Genomic DNA, 22173 nt, shown 5'->3' on the forward strand with positions numbered 1-22173 from the left:
GCACGTTCTCCCTCAAGAAGCAGGCGAGGTAGCGATGCGCCTGTCCCACATCTACCATCTCGGCATCAAGGAACTCTGGGGGCTCTGGCGCGATCCGATCCTTTTGATCCTGATCGTCTATTCCTTCACGCTGTCGGTCTATACGGGCTCGACCGCCATGCCCGAAACGCTGAACCGCGCGGCGATCGCCATCGTCGACGAGGACCAGTCGCCGGTTTCGACGCGGATATCGACGGCTTTCTATCCGCCCTATTTCGTGCCGCCACAGATGATCACGCCGGCGGAAATGGACCGCCGCATGGACCAGGGGCTCGATACCTTCGCGCTCGACATCCCGCCGAATTTCCAGACGGATCTCCTGGCCGGTCGCTCGCCGACCATCCAGCTCAATGTCGACGCGACGCGCATGAGCCAGGCCTTTTCCGGCAACGGCTATATCCAGCAGATCGTGACCGGCGAGGTCTCGGGCTTTCTAGAGCGCCACCGCAACGAGACGCCGCTGCCAGTCGATCTCGTTCTACGGGCTCGGTTCAATGCCGAGCTGAACAAGGGCTGGTTCGGCGCTGTCATGAACGTCATCACCAACATCACCATCCTGTCGATCGTGCTGACGGGCGCCGCCCTTATCCGAGAGCGCGAGCACGGGACCGTCGAGCACCTGCTGGTCATGCCGGTGACCCCGTTCGAAATCATGGTCAGCAAGGTCTGGTCGATGGGGCTGGTGGTGCTCATAGCGTCGGCGGTCTCGCTGATATTCGTCGTCAAGGGCGCGCTTGCGGTTCCTGTGCAGGGCTCGTTCGCGCTGTTCCTGCTGGCAACGGCCTTGCAGCTCTTTGCGACCACGTCGATGGGTATCCTGCTGGCCACGATTGCGGGCTCCATGCCGCAGTTCGGCCTGCTGCTGATGCTGGTGCTCTTGCCGCTCCAGGCCCTGTCCGGCGGCATGACGCCGCGCGAAAGCATGCCCGAGATCATCCAGAACATCATGCTGGCGGCGCCGAACACGCATTTCGTCATTCTTGCGCAGGCGGTTCTGTTTCGCGATGCGGGGCTGGACGTGGTCTGGCCGCAGCTTCTTGCCTTGCTGCTGATCGGCGCGATCCTGTTTGCCTTCGCCATGCGGCGCTTCCGGGCGTTCCTGAAGTAGACAACGCGCCCGGCGCTCGATTCAAGAGGCGATGCCGGCGGATCTGCGCTTGATCGCTGCACTCGAGGCTGCGGGAGGGATCAGGCGGGAATGAATTTCCCGTCGTAGCGCACGCGAAAATTCCGGCGTTGGGCGTCTTCCTGGAAGCAGACAAACACGAGTTCGAGATCGTGCGTGCTGTTGCGTCTGCCCAGCAGGCTCAAGGTGATGACGATTACGCCGCCATAGGTGCGCGTCAGATTGATGGCCGCGCGCCGGATTTCATTCGTCCCGGCATCGTCCCGGTCTTCGCGCCGTTCGTACACCTGCCAGAACGGCGCGCTCTCCCAAGCCGTTCGCAGTGCTTCGGTTATCTCCGCCTTGAACTCTTCAACCGATCGGCCCTTGCTCCATGAAACGGTCCGTTCGGTGTGATCGCCAAAGATATCGAGATAGGCGTCATAGTCGTCCGGATCGGAAAAACACCGCTCGATCATTCCGAATGCCACGTCGTCGGAAATTGCTGCCTTAAAGAAAATCGTCATCGAATCGCAATCCTGCCTTGAACACCTATGTTGTCAAAGCGTCGGCGGCGTATCCAGTCCTTCGGCTGCTGATCGCTACCGCACGAACAACTAATCGTCTCGCTGCCGGTATTTAGACGGGCTGGGCGCATCACGCAGGCAGCCGATTTTGGCTTCATGATTGTTGCCTCATATTCGGGGCCCATGCTATCGTTGGTTTTATTATTGGCTGGCGCAACTTCCATTCTCCTGTCGCCTTCTGAGGAGCAGTCCTCGTGGCGACCGACCAAGAACTGTTTGTTTTGATAGTCATATTTGCAGCGTGAATTTTACAGGATCGAGCGTGGTCGCTCCATTCTGAAAATCCGGGGCCGCGACAGTCGGGAGAGGTACACTTTTTTGATCGGCATGGCATTCCCACGAGAAGTATTCTCGCGTTCAGTGGTCATTGTCTGTCTGTTGGTTGGGCTTTTGGCCTCCGCCGCGCCGGCTCGCGCGGCGCCAGCCGATGACACCGACATGCAGTTCCTCGTGGTTCGCAGCGGTCAGCCCGGGTGCGAGCCAACCTGTCCGGAGTGGATATCGGCCGAGGGGGCGATCGTCCGCGACAGCCCGGCACTGTTCAAGAAGCTGCTCAAAACCATCGGCAATCGCCGCCTTCCGGTCGTGGTGACGTCGCCCGGCGGAGATGTCGATGCGGCGCTGGCGCTCGGGCGGATCATCAGGGCGCGCAAGCTTGAAGTGGGGGTCGGCAAGACCCGCTTCATCGGTTGCCAGCCGCAGCAAAAGGATTGCCGCGACAACGACGGCAGGGGCGCGCGCTATATCGGAATCGCCTATTCGGGCGGAGCCTATTGCAACTCGGCCTGTCCGCTGATGCTGGCCGGCGGCACCCGGCGCGTAGTCGGCCAGTGGGCATATCTCGGCGTTCACCAGATCACCACGGTCCACACGCAGGTCTTGACGCGGTACCAAGAGAAGTACCGCATCGTGAACGGCAAGAAGAAAGTCACCAGCAAGAAGGTCGTCAGCCGAAAGAATGTCGGCACCCGCACGACCTATGAGATGAGCAAGGCGCAGGAGCGCGAACTGGCGGCCTACCTTGCGGAGATGGGCGTCGGGCGTGCGGTCATCGATCAAATGAAGATCACGTTCGCTAACGACATGCGCAAGATCGAGCCGGTGGCGATGATGGAAATGAAGCTGATCACGCAGCTGGGCGGGGTCGAACTGCTGACCGCGGCCGGGGTCTGCAAGACGGTGCCCGCCTCCGCCCATTGCCGGGTTTTCGTCATGTCGGACCTGAAGCGCTAGACCCGGGGACTTTTAGGTTGGAGACTGCGATGCGAGTATGGAGTTCTCCACCCGGTCCTGCCACGACCCGCCTGAAATGCGTTGTGGCTCTGATCTGCCTTCTGGCCGCAGGCCTGTTGATGGAGCGGCCGGCAATGGCGGCAGAGCAGGAGATGCGGTTTGTCGTCGTGCGCTCTAACCAGGTCGGGTGCGAGCCGACATGTCCGGAATGGATTTCCGCCGCAGGCGCTATCGGTCCGAAGACACCGGCCCTGCTGAAGGCAACCTTGAAGATGCTCGCAGGCCGCAAGCTGCCATTGGTCCTGCGATCGCCCGGTGGCGACATGGCGGCTGCGATGGCACTCGGCCGTCTCATCCGCAAGAGCAAGCTCAGCGTGGCGGTGGGCACGACCATGTTCGTTGGATGTCAGCGCGATCAGAAGAATTGTACCGCAAACGACAAAAAGGGGGCCGATTATATCGGCAAGGCAGCTTCGCTTGGAGCCTGCGAGCAGGCCTGCACGCTCGTGCTTGCGTCCGGCATTCGGCGGCTGGCGGGAGAAGGGACGATCGTTGATGACATTCCGATGCTGGCCGGAAACGAGGCCGATACCCGCAAACTCGTGGCCTACTACGGCGAAATGGGCGTCCGCTACCAGTCTTTGGCCGAACGCCTGCGCAACGCGGCTGGTAGACTCCACCCCTATCAATTGTCCTTAGAGCTGATGTTGACGGACCAGCTGCCCGTCGGCCAACTGGTCGATGCGGAAATTTGCCGCGCTGTGCCTGCGCCCGACAATTGCCGGGTCTTCACCACGCTAGACCTGGAGTAGCTGCGTGGGCCCAATATTTGTCGGCCAGTCGTCTCCTGCCAAGGTCAGCATGCGGGCCTCCATGCAGGCAAGGAACGATGGTGGGTTGAGGTGGCAGCCAGCAATGGCTATGTGGTGCGCTTCCTCTTCAACGAACCACAAGGCCGAACCGGATGATCCCAGAGTTTCTCGTTACCCATTCCGGTGGCTTCCATGCCGACGAACTGTTGTCCACCGTGATCCTCACGCGGCTTTTCCCTGAGGCTCGTATCATGCGCAGCCGGGCTCCTGAATGGATCAGGCCTGGTGCTGACCGCATCGTGTACGACGTTGGCGGCCAGTATGACCCTGCTGCCGGCATCTTCGATCATCACCAGCGCGGGGCGCCGCTCAGGGAGGACGGCCAGCCCTACAGTTCGTTCGGGCTGATCTGGAAGCACTTTGGTCGCGACTATCTCGCCGCTTCAGGCGTACCTGAAGACCATATCGAGGCGGTCCATGCAGCCTTTGACGCGCGCTTCGTGCTTCCGGTCGACCTGGTGGACAACGGTGCCTTCGACCCTTCCGTTGCCGGGCCGCTGGCGGGGCTGACGTTGCCGGCACTTCTGGAAACCTTGAAGCCGGTCTTCGACCAGGCAGGCCCCGAGGCAGACGATCGCGGCTTTCAGGCGGCGCTGGCGGTTGCCCGCACGCTCGTCGAGGCCGGCGTCGCGCAGCGCGCCGCCAAGCTCAGGGCCGAGGCGCTCGTTCTGCAGCAGATCGCCCGTGCTGGAGATGGCCGTGTTCTCGAATTGCCGATGGGTATGCCCTTCCGTCCGGCCATCGTGAAGTCCGGTGCCGATCATCTGTTGTTCGTCGTGCATCCGCGCGACAAGGACTGGTGCCTGACTGGCATTCGCAAGTCCGATGAGGGCTTTGAGCTACGCGCAGACCTGCCTGCCGCCTGGGCCGGTCTCACCAACGGCGATCTGGAGGCGGCCTGCCGGGTCGCCGGCGCAAGTTTCTGCCACAATGGCCGCTTCATCGCGGCCGCTGCGACGCGCGAAGCGGCTCTTGCCATGGCTGAACTGGCGGTCGCAGAGGCCACGTCGTCGGCTGTCGAAGCGCAGGCCTAGGCCAAAGGATGCCCTGAATCGGGCGCTTCGTCTGCTCCGACCCCGGCCGGAGACGGCGGACCAGCACCGGCCGCGGCGCGGTCGGTCGCCTGAAGCGACTTCGCGTTCAAGTTTTGGTGCCCGCCATCCTGATGAAATCGACGAAGGCGCGCAGCGCCGCCGGCATCTGTCGCCGGCTGGGATAGTATAGGTAAAGGCCGCCGTAATAGGGGCACCAATCCTCCAGCACCCGAACGAGCTTCCCCTCGTCGATGAGCGACTGCACCTGATCCTCGAAGGTGAAGGTCACGCCGGCGCCGGCAAGGGCGGCGTCCACCATCATGTCCTGGTCGTCGACGATCAGCGGGCCGCTGACTTCGACCTGAAGTTCCACGCCGCCGCGCTCGAACTCCCATGCATAGAGCCGGCCGCTGCCAAAGCGCAGCCCGACGCAGGGGAGTTGCTTCAGGTGATCGGGAGCGGTTGGCTTTGGAAAGCGCTCGAAGAAGGTGGGCGTTGCCACGATCGCCGTGCGCTGGCGCGGCCCGATCGGTACGGCGATCATGTCCTGCGCGATCACTTCGCCGAAACGAATGCCGGCGTCGAAACCTTCCGATACCATGTCGACGAGGTCGTTGTCGGTGACGATTTCGATGCTGATCTTCGGGTAAGCTTCGAGAAAACGCGCGACCAAAGGCAGAAGCACCATCTTCGCGGCGGCTCGCGCCGCATTGAGCTTCAGGCGCCCGACGGGTGTGCCTCGGAAGTTGTTGAGGTCGTCGAGCGCATCCTCGATGTCGCGGAAGGCGGGGGCGACGCGTGCGAGGAGGAGCTCGCCTGCTTCCGTCAACGCGACGCTGCGGGTCGTTCGGTTGAAGAGGCGGAGATCGAGACGCTCTTCGAGCGCTTTCAGCGCATGGCTGAGGGCCGAGGGCGTGCAACCGAGCTCGTCGGCGGCCCGGCGGAAGCTGCGATGCCGGGCCAAGGCTAGGAAGGAGGACAGGTCGGACGGCGATACAGTTCTCATTGGTGAACTGTATTCATCAGCTTGAGGAGAATCCAGTCGATTATCTCAGTAGCCAGGGCGCGGTAAAACCTTCTCAGCCGCCGACGATGGAGCGGCGACACAAACAGGAGGTTCTCATGCATACATGGTTCGTTACCGGGGCATCGCGCGGATTTGGTGCCCTCATTGTTGAAAGGGCGCTCGCCAAGGGCGATCAGGTCGTCGCCACCGCGCGCAATCCGAAGGCGATCGTCGAGCGTTTCGGCGAGCAAGCCAACCTTCTGGCAGTCGCGCTCGATGTTACCGATGAGGCCCAGGCGCATCAGGCGGTCGGCCAGGCGATCGCACGCTTTGGCCGGATCGATGTTCTGGTCAACAATGCAGGCTACGGTCTGCTGGGTGCAGTCGAAGAAGCAAGCGGCGCCGAGATCGAGGCGCTCTATCGCACCAACGTCTTCGGCCTGCTGGCCGTTACCCGGGCCGTGCTGCCGCACATGCGCCGCCAGCGTTCGGGACGCATCCTGAACTTCTCGTCGGTCGGCGGCTATCGCAGCGGCCCCGGCTTCGGGGTCTATTGCTCGACGAAGTTTGCGGTCGAAGGCTTGACCGAGGCGCTTGCCGCAGAGCTCGCTCCGCTCGGTATCCATGCGACAGCGATCGAACCCGGCTACTTCCGTACCGACTTCCTGGATTCGACCTCGCTCAGCGTCAGCCCGATCGAGATCGAGGACTATGCGGAAACGGCCGGCGTCGTTCGCAGCAAGGCGAAGGAAATCAGCCACAACCAGCCGGGCAACCCCGACAAGCTGGCCGAGGTCGTGGTCGCCTTCGCCGACGCAGAAAATCCGCCGGTCAGGCTCCCGCTCGGCAGCGACACGGTGGCAGCGATCGAGGCCAAACACTCATCCGATGCAGCGCTTCTTGCCCAGTGGCGCGCCGTGTCTACTTCGACGGATTTCGACCCGGCCGCATAAACGTCGAGGCGGCGGTCAGCCGCCACCTCAAAGGCCCCGCCATGGTGCGGGGCCATCGTCACAGGTGGTTCAGCCGTTCGACGCTACGCCTTCCCGGGATTTTTCGATCCCGAAGGTCTCGTCGCCAGCCAGAAGAGCAGCGAAGCAAGGCTGATCGCGGCACCGATCAGGCATACCCCGCTCCATCCCGCATGCGTATAGGCGACCGTGGAGAGGGAAGAGCCGATCGCGCTGCCAAGCGAATAGAAGAGCATGTAGGCAGCCGTCAGTCGGTTCTGCGCTTCCGGGCGGACGCGATAGATCAGGGCCTGGTTCGTCACATGGACCGCCTGGAGCCCGAAATCGAGCACGAGGACCCCGGCGATCAGCCAGAGGAGGGAGTGGTCCAGCAGGGAGATCGGCAGCCACGCGGCAAGCATCAGGGCGAGCGCAATTCCGGTTGTCGTCTGGCCAAAGCCGCGATCGGCCCAATGGCCGGCGCGCGAAGCGGCCAACGCCCCGGCGATGCCAGCGAGGCCGAAGAGGCCGACCCCGGTGTGCGACATCGAGAAAGGCGGCGCACTCAGCGGCAGAACAAGCGGTGTGAGCAGCGTCGTCACATTCGCGAAGATCAGCATGGCGATCACGCCGCGGGTGCGCAGCACCGGCTCTTCCCAGATCAGCTTGAAGGTGGAGCCGATGAGGCGGGGGTAGCTGAGCTTGCTCGTTTCCCTTCTCTGCTGCGGCAGCAGCCTGTAAAGCAGGCCGGCGATCAACAGGGTTGCGACGCAGGATGCGAGATAGACTGATCGCCAGCCGGCAAGATCCGTCAGAAGACCAGCGATCGTACGGGCGGAGAGGATGCCGATGACGATGCCGCTGGTAACGAACCCGACCACCCGCCCGCGCTCCGATGGATGGGCCAGGCTGGCCGCATAGGCGACCAGGGCCTGCGTCAGGACGGCAAGCATGCCGACGGCGGCGATCGAGGCCATCAGCATTTCGGCACTGGCCGATAGGGCCACAAAGCTGAGAGCGACCACGGACAGAAGGGACTGGCTGATGATGACCTTGCGGCGATCGAAGAGATCGCCAAGGGGAACGAGCAGGATCAGGCCGAGCGCGTAGCCGATCTGCGTCGCGCCGACGATCAGGCCGGCGCTTGTCTGCGACAGCTTAAGATCCGCGGCCATCACATCCAGCAGCGGGTGGGCAAAATAGGCGTTGGCGACCGCCAGGCCAGAGGCAAAGGCGAAGAGGGTCAACATCGGGCGCGTCAGGGGTGACGTCGCAGTCTTGCCGGCGCTCAGGCACGCAGCGTCGTTTGCGGCGTCGATCGACGCCGCAGCAGCTCTACCATCCATTGGACTTCTTCCTTATTTCGGTTTAATAATGAAACCAAAATAATGGATACCAATTTGGTTTCATAATGCAACCAAAAATTCATGGCCCGTGAGAGAGGAGAATTCGTATGGTGGCGCGCAGAAGCCTCAAGGGGGACTACTGCCCCAGCGCGCGATCTCTGGATGCGATCGGCGACTGGTGGTCGCTGCTGATCGTGCGCGATGCGTTCGACGGGTTGCGGCGCTTTAGCGATTTTCAGAAAAGCCTCGGCATTGCCAAGAACATCCTGACGGATCGCCTGCGCACGCTCGTCGACCGCGGCATTCTGGAGACAGTTCCCGTCGGCGATGCGAAAACGCGGGTGGAGTATCAGCTGACGGCGATGGGCCGGGACCTCTTTCCCGTGATGGTCGCCTTGCGCCAGTTCGGCGAACGACACCTCTTTCAGCCCGGCGAGGAACATTCCCTGCTGGTCGAAAAGGAAACAGGGCTACCAGTCAAGCTCGATATCCGCACGCAGGATGGCAGGCCGATCGAGGCTGCCGAGACGGTCCTGATCAAGGTTCCCGAAGACTGACGTTGCTCAGCGCAACGCTCGATACTTCTGCGGCGAATCGATCTAATTTTAGACGAATATTCAGTTTTCTCTTCTAGTTTGCAGGTGTCCTTCCGCAGCCGGGGAATTGGTAATGAGCGTAGTCACGCTGGACCAGGTCGAGAACCAGATCGCGCGCGGCTTTCGCTATCTGCAGTTCTCGCCGGAGATCGAGGCGCTATTCCGCAACGAATATGCGACCGAGCGTGTGCGGCTCGCGGTGATCTGGGGCGTGATCGGCGTCTTCATCTACGATCTGGTCTATTTCGGCGACCGTACGATGCTGCCGGATGTGTTCGACGAGTTGCTCGTCGCCCGTTTCCTGGTGTTCACGCCTTTCGTCATCGGCTGTATCCTCGCCGTGCGCCGCTGGCCGAATGCGCTTCTCTACGACATTCTGGCGGTGGCAATCGCGGTGCTCGGCGTCACCTTGCCGATGGCGGCGGCTACCCAAAGCGCCAGTTCCTACCTCTTTGTCTACCAGAACGGCAATTCTGCCGCTTTCCTGTTCTTCGTCATCGCGCTGCGGCCGCGCTTCCTTGCTGTCGTGATCGGGCTTGCGCTGATGTGCGCCTCCCATTTTACGACCACGCAGCTGACCGGCGCCTTCGACGATGTCACCTACTCCGGCATCATCACCTTCTACCTGACGCTGTCGATCTTCCTGGCGGTCAGCGCCTATTTCCTGGAGCAGAAGGACAGGCAGAATTTTCTCAACCACTTGCGCGGCAGCCTGCTCTATCGCCGGCTTGAGCGTAATGCCGAACGGGATGAGCTGACGGGACTACTGAACCGCCGGTCGCTGGCGCGGGTGGGCGAGATGCTGTGGAACGACGCGCCGCACCTGGTGCCGGTTTCCGCGATCCTTTTGGATATCGATCACTTCAAGCGGTTCAACGACGTTCACGGCCACATCGAGGGCGACGCCTGCATCCGCGCCGTCTCCCAATGCATCCGCGATACGGTGGACGAGGCCTCCTTCGTCTTCCGCTTCGGTGGGGAGGAAATGCTGGTACTCGCCGCGGGTCGGGAGCCGCTGCAGGCGCTGGCGATGGCCGAGCGGATCCGCACGGCGATCGAACGGCTTGCCATTGTGCACCGCGGACTTGGCGACGGGTGCGTGACCGCAAGCCTCGGCGTCGCCTCGGCCCTTGCGGCCGAAACGACGCTTGAAAAGCTGCTGCAAAAGGCCGACAGCGCCCTCTACGAGGCAAAGCGCATGGGCCGCAACACGGTCGCGCTCGCAAGTGCCCCGGAGCCCGGCGCGCAGGTCGCCTGAAAGGCGGATTGCCGCTTAGCCGATGATCGCCTTCGGCTCGAGGAAGGCTTCGAGGCCGAAGGGGCCAAACTCACGGCCGATGCCGGAATGCTTGAACCCACCGAACGGAGCCTCAGCATCCGCCGGCGCTTCATTGAGCACCACACGGCCGGCCTCGAGTTGGCCGGCCACGCGGCGCATGCGCGTCCCGTCAGTTCCGAGAACATAGGATTGCAGGCCAAAGTCCGTGTCGTTGGCGATGGCGATCGCCTCGTCCTCGTCGCCATAGGAGAGAACGCTGAGGACCGGGCCGAAGATTTCTTCGCGCGCGATCCGCATGTCGTTGGTGACATCGGTGAAAACGGTGGGGCGAACGAACCAGCCACGGTCGAGCCCTTCCGGGCGACCTTCGCCGCCGACCAGCAGCGTCGCGCCCTCCTCCAACCCAAGACGGATATGGGACTGGACGCGCTGCCATTGTCTGGCGCTAACCATCGGGCCGATATCCGAGACCGGATCGCTCGAAGGACCAACCTTCATTGCCGAGACGGCGACCGCGAGGCGCGTGGTCACTTCAGCAAGTCTCCGCTCCGGCACCAGAAGCCGAGTGCCGGCAATGCAGGCCTGGCCGCTGTTGCGGAAGGCGGAGGCAAGCAGATGCGGGATGGCGTGATCGAGATCGGCATCGTCGAGCAGGATCTGCGGTCCTTTGCCGCCGAGCTCAAGCGTCACCCGCTTGAAGGTTTCCGCCGCGGTCCGGAGGATCGTCCGTCCGGTCGCGGTCGAACCGGTGAATGTGATCTTGGCGATACCTGGGTTTTGGCTGAGCTCGGCGCCGACGACATGGCCGTAGCCATTGACGACGTTGAGGACGCCGTGCGGAAGGCCGGCTTCGTGCAGGGCTTCCAGCAGCGTCTGGGTCTGGATGGCGCTCATTTGCGACGGCTTGATCACGATGGTCGTGCCGGCTGCGATCGCGGTCGCGAGCTTGGTGCAGATGAAGCCGATATTGCTGTTCCACGGGGTGATGGCGGCGGCAACGCCGACGGGTTCCATGACCACCTCGGCGTTGCCGATCTGCCGGGTGAAGGCATAATCCGCCACGGTCTTCGCGGCGACGTCGAAAACGCGCGCGGCATGCGGCACCGAGAAGGCAAGGAAGGATTGCGGCGCGCCGTATTCCGTTGCCATGGCCTCATGCAGGGCGCCGGCGCGCGCCGCGACGGCGTCGCGCAACGCGTGCAACATGGCGATGCGTTCGCCCGGCGTCGTGCGTCGCATCGCGGGGAAGGCGCGCCTCGCGGCTGCGATGGCCGCGCGGGCGTCTTGCGCATCACCGAGGCGGACTTCGCCGATCTTCTCTTCGGTGGCGGGATTGAAAAGCTCGAAACGCTCGCTGCCCTCCGGTGTCACGAAAGCGCCGTCCACGTAGATCTGCTCGATCATTTTCATCATTCGGTTTCCTTTTGCGATGAAGGGGATATGCGCTGGAACGGCCGCTAGGATAAGATCATCAATCATAGACAGGTTGATGAGGAAAATCGCGCAATGAGGCCCAGTCTCTCCGAACTCGAGGCGGTGACGGCGATCGCGCGGCTTGGCGGCTTCCGCGCCGCGGCCCGGGAACTCGGCGTGTCATCCTCCGCGCTCAGCCATGCCGTGTCGGCGCTGGAAGAACGGCTGGACGTCCGTCTCTTCAACCGGACTACCCGGTCGGTGGCATTGACGGCGGCGGGCGAGGCTTTCGTGGCGGAAGTCCTGCCGGCTCTCGCCGCGATCGACGGTGCCGTCGAGAGGGTGACGGAATCCCGGACGCGACCGAGCGGAACGCTGCGGCTGAATACCTCGCCCGGTGCGGCACGCATCGTGCTGCGGCCGCTGCTCATGGAGTATCTCCGCCGCTTTCCGGAAATGGCGGTGGAGGTGGCGACCGACAATGCCCTGGTCGACATCGTTGCCCTCGGTTTTGATGCCGGTTTCCGGCTGGCAGAGGCGGTGCCGCCGGACATGATCGCCGTTCCGGTGACGCGCCGGACGCGCATGATCGTCGTCGGATCGCCGGACTATTTCCGTGAAAGGGCGGCGCCGCTGCGACCGGGCGATCTCGTGAACCACGCCTGTATCCGCGCACGGATGGCGAGCGGCCGGATCTACCACTGGGAATTCTCGCGTCGTGGTGAAAGCGTGGAGATCGATGTGCCCGGACGGCTCATCCTCGACGAGAGCGGGCTGATGCTCGAGGCGGCACTATGTGGCGCGGGACTGGCCTATCTCTCCGACCATGCAGTCCAAGAGCACGTCGCCACCGGGCGATTGGTGCAGGTTCTCGATGATTGGACGCCGCCCTATGACGGTCTGTGCCTCTATTTCTCCGGCAGACGACACGTGCCGGCAAAACTGCGCGCGTTGATCGAACTCGTCAGAGAGCTTCGCATCGAAGGTGGTGGAGGCGCGAACGCTACGCCCTGAATCGCGCTCGAAAAAAGCGAGGCGAACCGGGCAGGTTGGGCGCTCGACTGCCGTTTCGTTGGCCATGGCGAGAAACCGGAAAAACCGCCATGTTCGCCATCCCTGCCGCGTCCGGTTGACGCGGTCCGCACTCAGATGGGTAATGGTCCTCCGGGACAAAAGTTCCGCTGCAGCAATGGGATAGGGTGCCCGACCGAGGACAGTCGCGCTCGACGGCAACGCGCCGCTGCCACAGCCTCGAAAAATAACATGACTATTACAGACAAGTTTATTTCTGCGTGCTAAGAGACTTCGCGTTCGCTGGGTCAGCCGGTCCATCGATCGCCTCGCGGCAGGCAGTGCGAACGACGCTGGACGCCACATCAAAGTTGTTTTGTTCGGATCAGACGCCCTTGGTCGACATGGAAACGCGCCATCAGGTCTATTTCGCCAATCGGACCGCTTTGGTCGCCTATGCCACCCGCATCGTCGGATCGCGCGAGACTGCCGAAGACATCGTGCAGGAGGCGTTCATCCGCTTCGCGCCGGCCAACGCCGACAACGGTTCCCAGGGGCTCACACCCGCCTATCTCTACAGGATCGTCCGCAACCTCTGCCTGGATCTCCTCAAGCGTCGGAAGATCGAGGCACGGGAGGAACAGGGCGAGCCGCCTTTCTGGTCGATGCCGATCGAGATGCCGACGCCCGAAGATATCGTGGTGGTGAGCGACGAGATCAGGCGCATTTCCGGCGTCCTCGACGATCTTCCTGTGGAGGTTCGCGTGGCCCTTGAGATGCACCGCTTCGGTGGGTACACCCTGGAAGAAATCGCCGCCCACCTGAACATCTCCGTCGCAACTGCCCATCGCCATGTGCGCACCGCCATGATGCGGGTGGCGGCAACCCTGGCAGGCGACGCCTCCTAGAATTTTGGGCCGGAGTGAAAAAAAATCCGAAGCAATTCGTCTTTGTGACAGACCGGATCATTCCGCTAGTGTCTCGTCGAACACGTAACCAGCAGGCAGAGCTTTGACCAAGGACAACCACATACCGGAGGCGTTGCTGGAAGAGGCCATGGACTGGTTCCTCGAGCTGAAGGCACGCCCGAACTGTCGGCAGACCGAAGTCGCGTTCAGGGCCTGGTTGGGTCGGTCGGAATTGCATCCCCGATCCTGGGAGACGGCCTTGAAAACCTGGCAGTTGCTGGGAGAAGTGTCGCCGGTTCATGAGCACCTCTGGCGCGACGCAACGCCGTCGGCGTCGTCGGTCGTGCCGGCCCGCCAGTCGAAACGCCTTGTGGCGCGAACCCTAGCTGCCGGTGCGGCGGCCATGGCGCTTGCCGCCTGCCTGGTGCTTTTCGCCTCGCTGCCGTCGCTGCTGGTGTGGTGGCAGGCCGATCACGTGACCGAGACCGCCGAGAGCAGGACGATCACACTGGAGGACGGCACGACGATCCAAATGGGTGGCGGCAGTGCGATTGCCACCGAGATTTCTGCTGCCGCCCGGCATGTTCGGCTTCTCAGGGGCGAGGCCTATTTCGACGTTGCGCGCGACCCGTCTCGTCCCTTCGTCGTCGATGCCGGCGGCGTGGAGGTTTCGGTTCTCGGCACCTCTTTCGACGTGCAGCTTGCGAGTACGGAGACCACGGTCGAGCTCGCTCATGGCACCGTTGCCGTTTCGTACAACGGGGAAAGCCACAGGCAGAACTTCGAGCTCGCGCCGGGAGAAACGGCGACGGTGACGCATGCGACGGGCGCGGTTACCCGAAGCGCGATCGCGGCCGAAGAGATCGGCGCCTGGCGCAGCGGCAAGATGTTCGTCAACAACGTCACCGTTGCCGCTGCCGCCGAGCGGCTGCAACGTTACCATTCCGCCTGGATCTCCGTCCCGCAATCCGAACTCGCGGCACGAAGGGTAACGGGTGTCTATGACCTTACCGACCCCGATCACGCTCTTCAGGCATTGGTTCAACCCTTCGGCGGCAAGGTGCGCGAGGTGACATCCTATGGCCGCGTTCTGACGCAATTTTAATTCGGACTCAAAAATTCAAGAAAAAATCGCGGGCCGGTGAAAAAAAATCCGGCGCCCGTCGTCTTTGGTCCGAAGCGCCTGCACGAGAGGCAGCGCGCGGATCATCGAGACGGGGGTAAAATGAGTTCGCCGAAATGCCGCAAGGGACATCTTTCTTTCAAAGCAGGATATAGCCAGGCGGGCCTGCGCCTGCTGACTACGACGGCAATCGTCGGGCTTTCCTCCCTTGCCTTCATGCCCCTTTCCGTCGCCTCCGCACAGCAGACGACATCGCGCGTCAGCACGGCCCGCACGTTCAATATTCCGTCGCAACCGCTTGCCAGCGCCTTGAATGCGTTTGGGCGGCAATCCGGCCTGCAGGTGACCTTGGCCGCGGCGACGTCGCAGGGCCTTCGCTCGACTGCCGTCAACGGCACGCTGGAGCCGCAGCAGGCCCTTGCGCAGTTGCTGTCGGGCACCGGCATCTCCTACAGGGTATCGGGCGGAACGGCGCTGATCGGTTCGCCGACGGCGGCCGGCGGAAGCGGGGGCGTGGATGCCTCCGGCGCGACGGTCCTTGATCCGATTTCCGCCTTCGGCAGCGGACCGCTCGGCGCCGGCGAGATCGAGATTTCGTCGGAAGACCTGAAGCAGAAGAACCCTGCCAACATTGCCGACGTCTTTTCGGGTGAGCCCGGCATTTCAGTCGGCAGCTCGTTGCCGATGTCGCAGAAGGTCTATGTCCACGGGATCGAGGAGACCAGCCTTGCCGTGACGATGGACGGCGGCCGCCAGAACAACAAGGTCTTCCACCACAACGGCACGAACCTCATCGATCCCGGTCTCCTGAAGGCGGTGAGCGTTGATGCCGGCGTCGCGCCGGCCGATGCCGGTCCGGGGGCGCTCGCCGGCGCGATTGCCTACGAAACCATCGATCCGCGCGATCTGCTGGACGCAGACGGCTTCGGCGGTTTCGTCACGTCGAGCTACAATTTCAACAGCGACACGGTGACGACGGGCGTTTCCGCCTATGGCATGCATGAAGGGCTCGAGTTCCTCGGCTACTTCAACTTCGGCAAAGGCAACGATTTTACTGCCGGAAACGGCAAGGAGGTCGAAGGCACGAGCACCAACCTGCTCAGCGGCCTTGGAAAGCTCGCCTACGAGTTCGAGAGCGGTGACCGTTTCGAGATCAGCCACGACCGCATCAACGACGATGCGCCCCGGCCGTTCCGCGCCAATGTAGGTTCGATTTCGAACCCCAAGCCGTGGGAGCCGCGCATCCGTGACTACACGCTCGACCGGCAGAACACCGTCTTCACCTACACCGACAGCACGCCGGAGGGGTGGTGGGACCCGAAGCTGCTGCTTGCCTACAGCAAGACCGAGGTCGATCTGCCGATCTTCCCGAAGCCCGGAGCAGGTGTTCCCAGCACCTACGACGCCATCGGCACGTCGGATAGTTTCAACGGAAAATTCGAGAACAAGTTCTCCTTCGATATCGGCAACGTGATCGCCGGCATCGACTTCTATAGCGACAAGGCCGAGCTCGAGGATCTCTACGATCCGGGGGCGGAGAAGGCGCGCAATGTCGGCATTTACGCACAGGCAAGGCTGGAGCCCTGGGAGAGGACGCGCCTGTCCTTCGGCGCCCGAGGCGACAACCAGCACTTCACCGGGACGACGGGTGACGAGTGGACCAACTCCGGCTTCAGCGGCAACGTCTCGGGCGAATATGACCTGATCGAGGATCTTCTGACCGCCAAGGCAGGCTACTCGCATGTCTGGGCCGGCATTCCGCTCGCCGAGAACTTTATCATCAATCCCAACTGGGACTACGGCCAAGGCCCGAAACCGGTGACCGCTGACAATTACATCCTGGGATTGGAGGCCAACTACAACGGCTTCACCGTCGAGGGCAGCGTCTTCCAGACCGATCTCGATGATGCGCGCGCGCCGCGCTTCCGGGCGGACCTCGGTATTGCCGCCCATGACGTTCGCTCGCGCGGTTTCGAGATCGGCGGCGGCTACAACTGGGGCGACGGCTACTTCAAGGTGAAATACGCCAACATCGATGTCGAAATCGACGGCAAGCCTGCCGACTCCGACGTCGGCACCTATCTTGCAGCACCCGCCGGCCAGATCATCACCCTTCAGGCGATCCACACGCTGACCGATTGGGGCGTCACCTTCGGTGCCGATGCCGAGATTGCGCTCGACTACGACGACGTCGCTCCCGGCAGCAAGCCTCTCAAGGGCTACGAGGTCTTCAACGCCTTTGTCGAATACGTGCCGCCGGAACGCCCGAACCTGACGCTGCGCGCCGAACTGAAGAACATCTTTGACGAAACCTATTCGGACCGGGCGACCTACGGCCAGGAATTCGGGAACGTTACGCCGCTCTACGAGCCCGGCCGTTCCTTCATCCTGACCGCCAGAGCGACGTTCTAGGCCGACGGTCCGCAATTGCGGCTGCCGTGTCCTCCCCGCGGCGGCCGCCCAAGACGCTCAGGCGGTCACCCCGTCCGCCCGAGCCGCGAAAGCCGAAAGACAGGAGTTCCAGATGCAAGAAGCGACCACCCATTTTGCGACGGAAGACGGCCAGAAGTACCTGACGCAGCTCTGCAAGCATTTCGCCCACAAGATCGACGTCGAGCAGGCGGGCGACCGCGCCGAGCTCCGGTTTTCCTGCGGGACCGGCTATCTCCTGGCAACAGTGAATGGCCTGAGCATTCGCGCCCGCTCGCCCGACGATGACAATCTCGCCGATACGAAATCGGTCATCGAAAGCCATCTTTTGCGCTTCGCCTTCCGCGAAGAGCCCGGGCCGCTCCACTGGCAAGCCGCCGGCTGAGCGCCGCCGACAGAGAGCATTTTCAATCAGAAAATTCAATGTGTTGGTCAAAGGCGACCAACGCCATTGCGCGGCCATGCTTGTCGCGTGCCGAGGATCGACAGGATGCAATCGTCTAGGCAAATCGCTGAAATCGCCACTTTTCAAAGTTTCGCAAACTGCTACCTGCGCGAAGTGAACCCGGGCATTCGGGCCATTCATCGAGCCAGCGGCGGCGTCTTCGACTGTGTCGAGTGGTCGCTGCCGCGGCAGCACATGATCCTGCGCGCCGAGGTGACGTCGCCGTCGCTCTGCGGTCCGCATCACTTCGGCAGGGTCTGGGGCAGGGGCATTTCCGATGCCACCTGGCGCCAGATCGAGCTGATATCGGCGCTGCACATTCTCATCCACGAATGCTACCGCCAGGTCGATGACGCGCACGCCGATGCCCTGCGTGGCTTCGAGCTCGAGCTTCTGGTGCGGGTGCTTGAAAGCTATCAGCAGACAGCACTCTACATCGACAAGGCGCAGCCGGAGCCGGAAAACGGCGGCGATTTTATCGAGGCCGAGCAAGCGCTCGTCTTCGGTCACTGGCAGCATCCGACACCGAAAAGCCGGCAGGGCATGACCTACTGGCAGCAGGAGTCTTATGCGCCGGAACTGCGAGGCCAGTTCAAGCTGCACCATTTTGCCGCCAAGACGGATTGCGTGCGACACGCCTCCGCCCGCTCGACGGCGGCTCCTGAGATTGTCCGTTCGCTGATGCGGCCGGGGGCAGAGGCGACCGCGCCCGATGAGCATCTACTGCCGATGCACCCGCTGCAGGCGGAAGCACTGTTGCTCGATCCCGATATTCAGGCACTGATCGGGGAGGGGAGGCTGCGGCACCTGGGCCCTGCCGGCCCGACCTTCACCGCGACCTCGTCGGTGCGCACGGTCTACGGCGTCGATGCCGATTGGATGCTTAAATTCTCGCTCCCTGTCCGCATTACCAACTCGGTGCGGCTGAACCGGCTTCAGGAGCTTGAGGCCGGAGTGGCCATGGCGAAACTGATCGATCGCATCGGCTTTGCCGAGCGTTCCCGCAATTTCCGCATCATCCAGGACCCGGCCTATATCACCCTCGACCTGCCCGATCGCAACGAAAGCGGTTTCGAAGTCATCCTGCGGGAGAACCCTTTTGCCGGTGCGAAGGGCAGGGGCATCGTGACCGTTGCTGCCTTGACGGCCGATCCGCTTCCGGGCAGGGCTTCCCGGCTCGAAAGTCTGGTTCGGACACTCGCCGCGCGCATCGGCGAAACGCTGGCGGATGCAGCACTTCTTTGGTTCCGCCGCTATCTCGACTGCGCCGTCGAGCCGCTGGTCCGCCTCTATGACGACTACGGCATTGCGCTCGAGGCGCATCAGCAGAACAGTCTGCTGGATGTCGGCAACGGCTACCCGCTAACCAGCTATTATCGCGACAATCAGGGCTTCTATCTTTCGGAGCGCTATCGCAGCCTGATCGTCGGCCATGTCCCCGAGACGCAAACGATCGCGTCGCTCTATTTTGCCGACAGCGAGATCCGTGATCGCTTCGCCTACTACCTGATCGTCAACCAGGTCTTCTCGGTCGTCAGCCGCATGGGCCATGACGGGCTCTGCGACGAGGGTCTGTTGCTGCGCGAACTGCGCCTGCACCTGGAGCGCTATGCCGCCCGGATGAGCGGTGCCGGTCGGGACTTCGCGCGCCATGTGCTCGACCTGCCGACGATCGCCTCCAAGGCCAACCTGACGACCCGCCTTTACGATGTGGACGAACTGCAATCCAACAACGCGCCGACGCTCTACCGCCCCGTGCCCAACCCGCTGCGGCTGCCGGCCGTCCTGACACTGCCGAGGATCGATCATGCCATTGCCTCTTGATCTCCCGGGCCGGCCGGACGAGCGGGTGCTTCGCCAGCTCGTCTCAGCGCTGCTGTTCGAAGGCATCGTCGACGCCGGCAAGCATGTCCGGGACGATATGGTTGAGTTTCAGTGGTTGCTCGGTGGCCGCGACTATCGCTGCAGCGGCGCCATCGGCCCGTTCGGGCGGCTTCGCTTGGTAGCGAACTCGGTAGAGATGCGTGAAAGCGCGGACAGCTGGGTTGCGCCACCCCTGGCACAGCTGGTTTCGGCTCTGCCGGGCAGCGGCCCCATGCGCGGCAAATTGCTCGACGAGCTCTTGCAGACCATCGCCTTCTGCCAGTGGAACGAGCGCCATCTCGCCGGGCGGCCCCGACGCATGATGACCTTCGCGGAACTCGAGGGCGCGTTGGACGAGGGGCACCCGTACCACCCCTGCTTCAAGGCGCGTAGCGGCTTTACCTTTGCCGATCATGCCGCCTACGGCCCGGAAGCGGGCGACAGCTTCCAGCTCGTCTGGCTGCTGCTGGCGCGCAAGCATCTGCGGCTGGCGCTGCCCTGCGACGAGGATTCTTTCTGGCAGGACGAACTCGGGCCGGAAACATGGGCGCATCTCTGCGCGTTGCGAGAACAGCTCGATGCTTCGCCTGGCGATTTCGGCCTCGTCCCCTTGCATCCTTGGCAATGGCGTGAACTCGGCGAGACGTTGCGCTCCGGCTGGATTGCTGCCGGCGAGGCCCACTATCTGGGCCCGATGGGCGACCGATACACGGCAACCCAGTCGGTGCGCTCTCTCCTCAACCAGAACCGACCGCATGCCGCCAGCCTCAAGCTGCCGCTCAACATCGTCAACACCTCGTCGCGACGGATACTGGAGCCGCATTCGGTCTGCACCGCGCCGGTGATCTCGCGCTGGATCGCCGGGATCGTGGCCGGCGATCCGGCCTTTGCTGAGCTCTATCCGCTGACCATCCTGCAGGAATATGCCGGCGTGATTGCGGGCGATGACGGCCCCCTGGCGGGGCAGGTGGCGGCGATCTGGCGCGAGAGTGCCGAAGCCACACTTGCGGTCGGCGAAGCGGTGATCCCGTTCAATGCGCTGATGATGGTGGAGGCGGACGGGCGGCCCTTCGCCGGCGACTGGATCAGGCGTTTCGGCCTCATGCCCTGGCTCAACCGGCTCATCGAAGTCGCGGTCCTGCCCGTCTGGCATCTGCTCGTTCATCATGGTCTCGCGGTCGAGGCGCACGGACAGAACATGCTGCTCGTCCATCGCGATGGCTGGCCGGTCAGGCTCATCCTGCGCGATTTCCACGAGAGCATCGAGTTCTCACCGGGCTTCCTGCGCGAGCCGGACAAGGCGCCGGATTTCCTGTCGCAGCACCCCGCCTATCGGGACGCCGAACCCGACCAGTTCTACTGGACGGACAATCTGGATTCGCTGCGCGAATTGGTGATGGACACGCTGTTCGTCTACAATCTCAGTGAAATCTCCCATCTTCTCGACCACTGCTACGACCTGCCGGAACCGCTCTTCTGGCAGCGCGTCCAAAGCGTGCTTGCCGCCTATGAGAGCGAGCATGGGGCGAGCGACCGACTGGCTGTGCTCGGCTGCGGCCAACCCTGCATTCTCACCGAATCCCTGATGACGAGGAAGCTCCTCGCGACCGAGCCCGAGTACCACCACACGGTGCCGAACACCTTGGTTGCGAAAACGCTTCAACAAAGGAGGTGGCATGAAAGAGGCCACGCCCGCTGAGAGAACGGATCATTGAGATGGCGATGATGATCGAGGGACAGTCACGCTTCCAGCCTTTCGGCTTATCCTGTTGGGGTTTTGCAGATCTCAACACGGGAGTTGGAAGCATGACTGCGTCCTATGATTACCATATCGGGGTCGACTACCACAAATCCTATAGCCACCTGGTGGTGCAGGACAGCAGCGGTAAGACGCTCAGATCCGGCCGGGTGAAGAACGACCGCCAGTCGCTGGACAGCTTTCTCGAGCGCTACCGCGAGAACAGCCATGCGGTTGTCGAGGCAACCCGCAACTGGATGGTGATGTACGACTGGCTCGACGACATTTGTGATGATGTCGTTCTCGCCCATCCGTTGAAGGTCAAGGCGATCGCCGACGCCAAGATCAAGACCGACAAGATCGACGCGACGGTGCTGGCGCATCTGCTGCGCGCCGATCTGGTGCCGGAGGCTTGGGCACCGAGCGACAAGGCCCGCGCGTTGCGTGTCGCGCTGCGCGAGCGGATGTTTTACGTGCGGCTGCGCACAATGACGAAGAACCGCATCGTCACGGTGTTTGATCGTTATCCGGAGCAGACGGCCCAGCTCAAAAAGCTCGGCGACCTGTTTGGCAAGGCCGGCCGCATCCAGCTGGCGCAGATTGAGCTCTCCGCGATCGACCGCGTCCAGATCGACCGTGGCCTCGCCTTCATCGGCGACATCGATGGGCGGATCAAGCAGTCGGAGACAACGATCCGGGCACTGACCAAGGCCAATGCCAACGTCAAGCTGTTGAAGACGATCCCCGGCATCGGCGAATTCTTCGCCCGGCTGATCGAGGCGGAGATCGACGATATATCCCGCTTTCGCAACCCGAAGAAGCTGGCCGCCTATGCGGGCCTCGTACCATCGACCTATTCGTCTGGCGGCAAGACCTTCCACGGCAAGATCATCAAGCAGGGCAACAAGTGGCTGCGCTGGGCCTTTGTCGAGGCGGTAACGCCGGCCGTCGCCAGTGATCCTGAGCTGCGCGCCCACTACGAGCACCTGAAGATCAGAGGAACCAACAAGGCGCGCGTGGCGATTGCGCGCAAGCTTTTGACGATCGCCTTCCAGATCCTGCGTGACCAGCGCGCCTATGAGCCGCGCGGCACCCCCATGGAAAGCGCGTCGACGATATCCCGGTTGTCCTGATGTTCGTCTAGCGAGCCCGGCAGGACTGGGCTGCGCTCTTTCAGGAGAATGGGAAACCGGGA

Annotated in this window: 20 protein-coding genes; 15 read left to right on the top strand and 5 right to left on the bottom strand. The window is 62.8% G+C overall.

The genetic code is table 11. The annotated features are described in order from the left end of the window. Positions 1–34 precede the first annotated feature (34 nt). Positions 35–1147 (top strand): ABC transporter permease, encoded by a 1113-nt coding sequence (locus tag I8N66_RS14840; RefSeq protein WP_113539130.1) that lies wholly within the window; start codon positions 35–37, stop codon positions 1145–1147. Positions 1148–1227: 80 nt separating this feature from the next. Here I8N66_RS14840 and I8N66_RS14845 read toward each other — a convergent pair whose 3' ends face one another. Together I8N66_RS14845 and I8N66_RS14850 are read right to left on the bottom strand one after the other, a co-directional pair. Next, the gene (locus I8N66_RS14845; RefSeq protein ID WP_113539129.1) at positions 1228–1671 is read right to left on the bottom strand and encodes a hypothetical protein; all 444 of its coding nucleotides are present in this window, start codon (positions 1669–1671) and stop codon (positions 1228–1230) included. Further along, on the bottom strand, positions 1668–1895 hold the full coding sequence (locus I8N66_RS14850; RefSeq protein ID WP_291154774.1) for a hypothetical protein: 228 nt from the start codon (positions 1893–1895) through the stop codon (positions 1668–1670). Before I8N66_RS14850 ends, I8N66_RS14845 begins: the two co-directional genes overlap by 4 nt. Before the next feature lie 154 nt (positions 1896–2049). On the opposite strand from I8N66_RS14850, the gene I8N66_RS14855 reads away from it, so the two are divergent. From I8N66_RS14855 to I8N66_RS14865, 3 genes are all read left to right on the top strand, one after another. Next, positions 2050–2964, top strand: coding sequence for a hypothetical protein (locus tag I8N66_RS14855; protein WP_291154775.1), 915 nt, complete (start codon positions 2050–2052; stop codon positions 2962–2964). Positions 2965–2993: 29 nt separating this feature from the next. Continuing rightward, positions 2994–3776 carry a hypothetical protein gene (locus I8N66_RS14860; protein WP_291154776.1) on the top strand — a complete coding sequence of 261 codons (783 nt, stop codon included), beginning with the start codon at positions 2994–2996 and terminating at the stop codon, positions 3774–3776. Positions 3777–3928: 152 nt separating this feature from the next. Then, positions 3929–4870 (top strand): MYG1 family protein, encoded by a 942-nt coding sequence (locus I8N66_RS14865; RefSeq protein WP_291154777.1) that lies wholly within the window; start codon positions 3929–3931, stop codon positions 4868–4870. A 106-nt stretch (positions 4871–4976) separates the two neighbouring features. Here I8N66_RS14865 and I8N66_RS14870 read toward each other — a convergent pair whose 3' ends face one another. Next, positions 4977–5876, bottom strand: coding sequence for a LysR family transcriptional regulator (locus I8N66_RS14870; protein ID WP_291154779.1), 900 nt, complete (start codon positions 5874–5876; stop codon positions 4977–4979). 116 nt (positions 5877–5992) lie between these two features. On the opposite strand from I8N66_RS14870, the gene I8N66_RS14875 reads away from it, so the two are divergent. Beyond that, on the top strand, positions 5993–6829 hold the full coding sequence (locus tag I8N66_RS14875) for an oxidoreductase (protein ID WP_291154780.1): 837 nt from the start codon (positions 5993–5995) through the stop codon (positions 6827–6829). Positions 6830–6912: 83 nt separating this feature from the next. Here the strand turns inward: I8N66_RS14875 and I8N66_RS14880 are convergent, their stop codons facing one another. Continuing rightward, positions 6913–8172: an MFS transporter gene (locus I8N66_RS14880; RefSeq protein WP_291154781.1), complete on the bottom strand. Its 1260-nt coding sequence runs from the start codon at positions 8170–8172 to the stop codon at positions 6913–6915. A gap of 107 nt (positions 8173–8279) precedes the next feature. Here I8N66_RS14880 and I8N66_RS14885 point away from each other — a divergent pair, with 107 nt between their 5' ends. Both I8N66_RS14885 and I8N66_RS14890 read left to right on the top strand, forming a co-directional pair. Continuing rightward, entirely contained in the window at positions 8280–8729 is a 450-nt protein-coding gene (locus I8N66_RS14885) for a helix-turn-helix domain-containing protein (RefSeq protein WP_291154783.1), read from the top strand. Between the two features lie 112 nt (positions 8730–8841). Continuing rightward, positions 8842–10026, top strand: a complete 1185-nt coding sequence (locus tag I8N66_RS14890) for a GGDEF domain-containing protein (protein WP_291154785.1) — start codon at positions 8842–8844, stop codon at positions 10024–10026. Between the two features lie 15 nt (positions 10027–10041). Here I8N66_RS14890 and I8N66_RS14895 read toward each other — a convergent pair whose 3' ends face one another. Continuing rightward, positions 10042–11457, bottom strand: a complete 1416-nt coding sequence (locus tag I8N66_RS14895) for an aldehyde dehydrogenase family protein (RefSeq protein WP_291154797.1) — start codon at positions 11455–11457, stop codon at positions 10042–10044. Positions 11458–11553: 96 nt separating this feature from the next. On the opposite strand from I8N66_RS14895, the gene I8N66_RS14900 reads away from it, so the two are divergent. The 8 genes from I8N66_RS14900 to I8N66_RS14935 all read left to right on the top strand — a co-directional run bounded on the left by I8N66_RS14900 (position 11554) and on the right by I8N66_RS14935 (position 22111). Next, positions 11554–12474, top strand: a complete 921-nt coding sequence (locus I8N66_RS14900; protein ID WP_291154786.1) for a LysR family transcriptional regulator — start codon at positions 11554–11556, stop codon at positions 12472–12474. A gap of 401 nt (positions 12475–12875) precedes the next feature. Further along, entirely contained in the window at positions 12876–13379 is a 504-nt protein-coding gene (locus tag I8N66_RS14905; protein ID WP_291154799.1) for a sigma-70 family RNA polymerase sigma factor, read from the top strand. A 103-nt stretch (positions 13380–13482) separates the two neighbouring features. Then, a complete protein-coding gene (locus I8N66_RS14910) occupies positions 13483–14484 on the top strand; it encodes a FecR domain-containing protein (RefSeq protein WP_291154787.1) in 1002 nt (333 codons plus the stop codon). A 120-nt stretch (positions 14485–14604) separates the two neighbouring features. Then, positions 14605–16914: a TonB-dependent receptor gene (locus tag I8N66_RS14915; protein ID WP_291154788.1), complete on the top strand. Its 2310-nt coding sequence runs from the start codon at positions 14605–14607 to the stop codon at positions 16912–16914. A gap of 112 nt (positions 16915–17026) precedes the next feature. Next, on the top strand, positions 17027–17317 hold the full coding sequence (locus I8N66_RS14920) for a DUF2218 domain-containing protein (protein ID WP_113539117.1): 291 nt from the start codon (positions 17027–17029) through the stop codon (positions 17315–17317). Between the two features lie 105 nt (positions 17318–17422). Next, positions 17423–19201 (top strand): IucA/IucC family protein, encoded by a 1779-nt coding sequence (locus tag I8N66_RS14925; protein ID WP_291154790.1) that lies wholly within the window; start codon positions 17423–17425, stop codon positions 19199–19201. Then, on the top strand, positions 19185–20939 hold the full coding sequence (locus tag I8N66_RS14930; RefSeq protein WP_291154791.1) for an IucA/IucC family protein: 1755 nt from the start codon (positions 19185–19187) through the stop codon (positions 20937–20939). Before I8N66_RS14925 ends, I8N66_RS14930 begins: the two co-directional genes overlap by 17 nt. Before the next feature lie 107 nt (positions 20940–21046). Next, complete coding sequence (locus I8N66_RS14935; RefSeq protein WP_291154792.1) at positions 21047–22111, top strand: IS110 family transposase; 1065 nt, start codon at positions 21047–21049, stop codon at positions 22109–22111. Positions 22112–22173: the final 62 nt, after the last annotated feature.

This window comes from Ensifer sp. SSB1, assembly GCF_016652895.1.
Lineage (GTDB): Bacteria > Pseudomonadota > Alphaproteobacteria > Rhizobiales > Rhizobiaceae > Ensifer.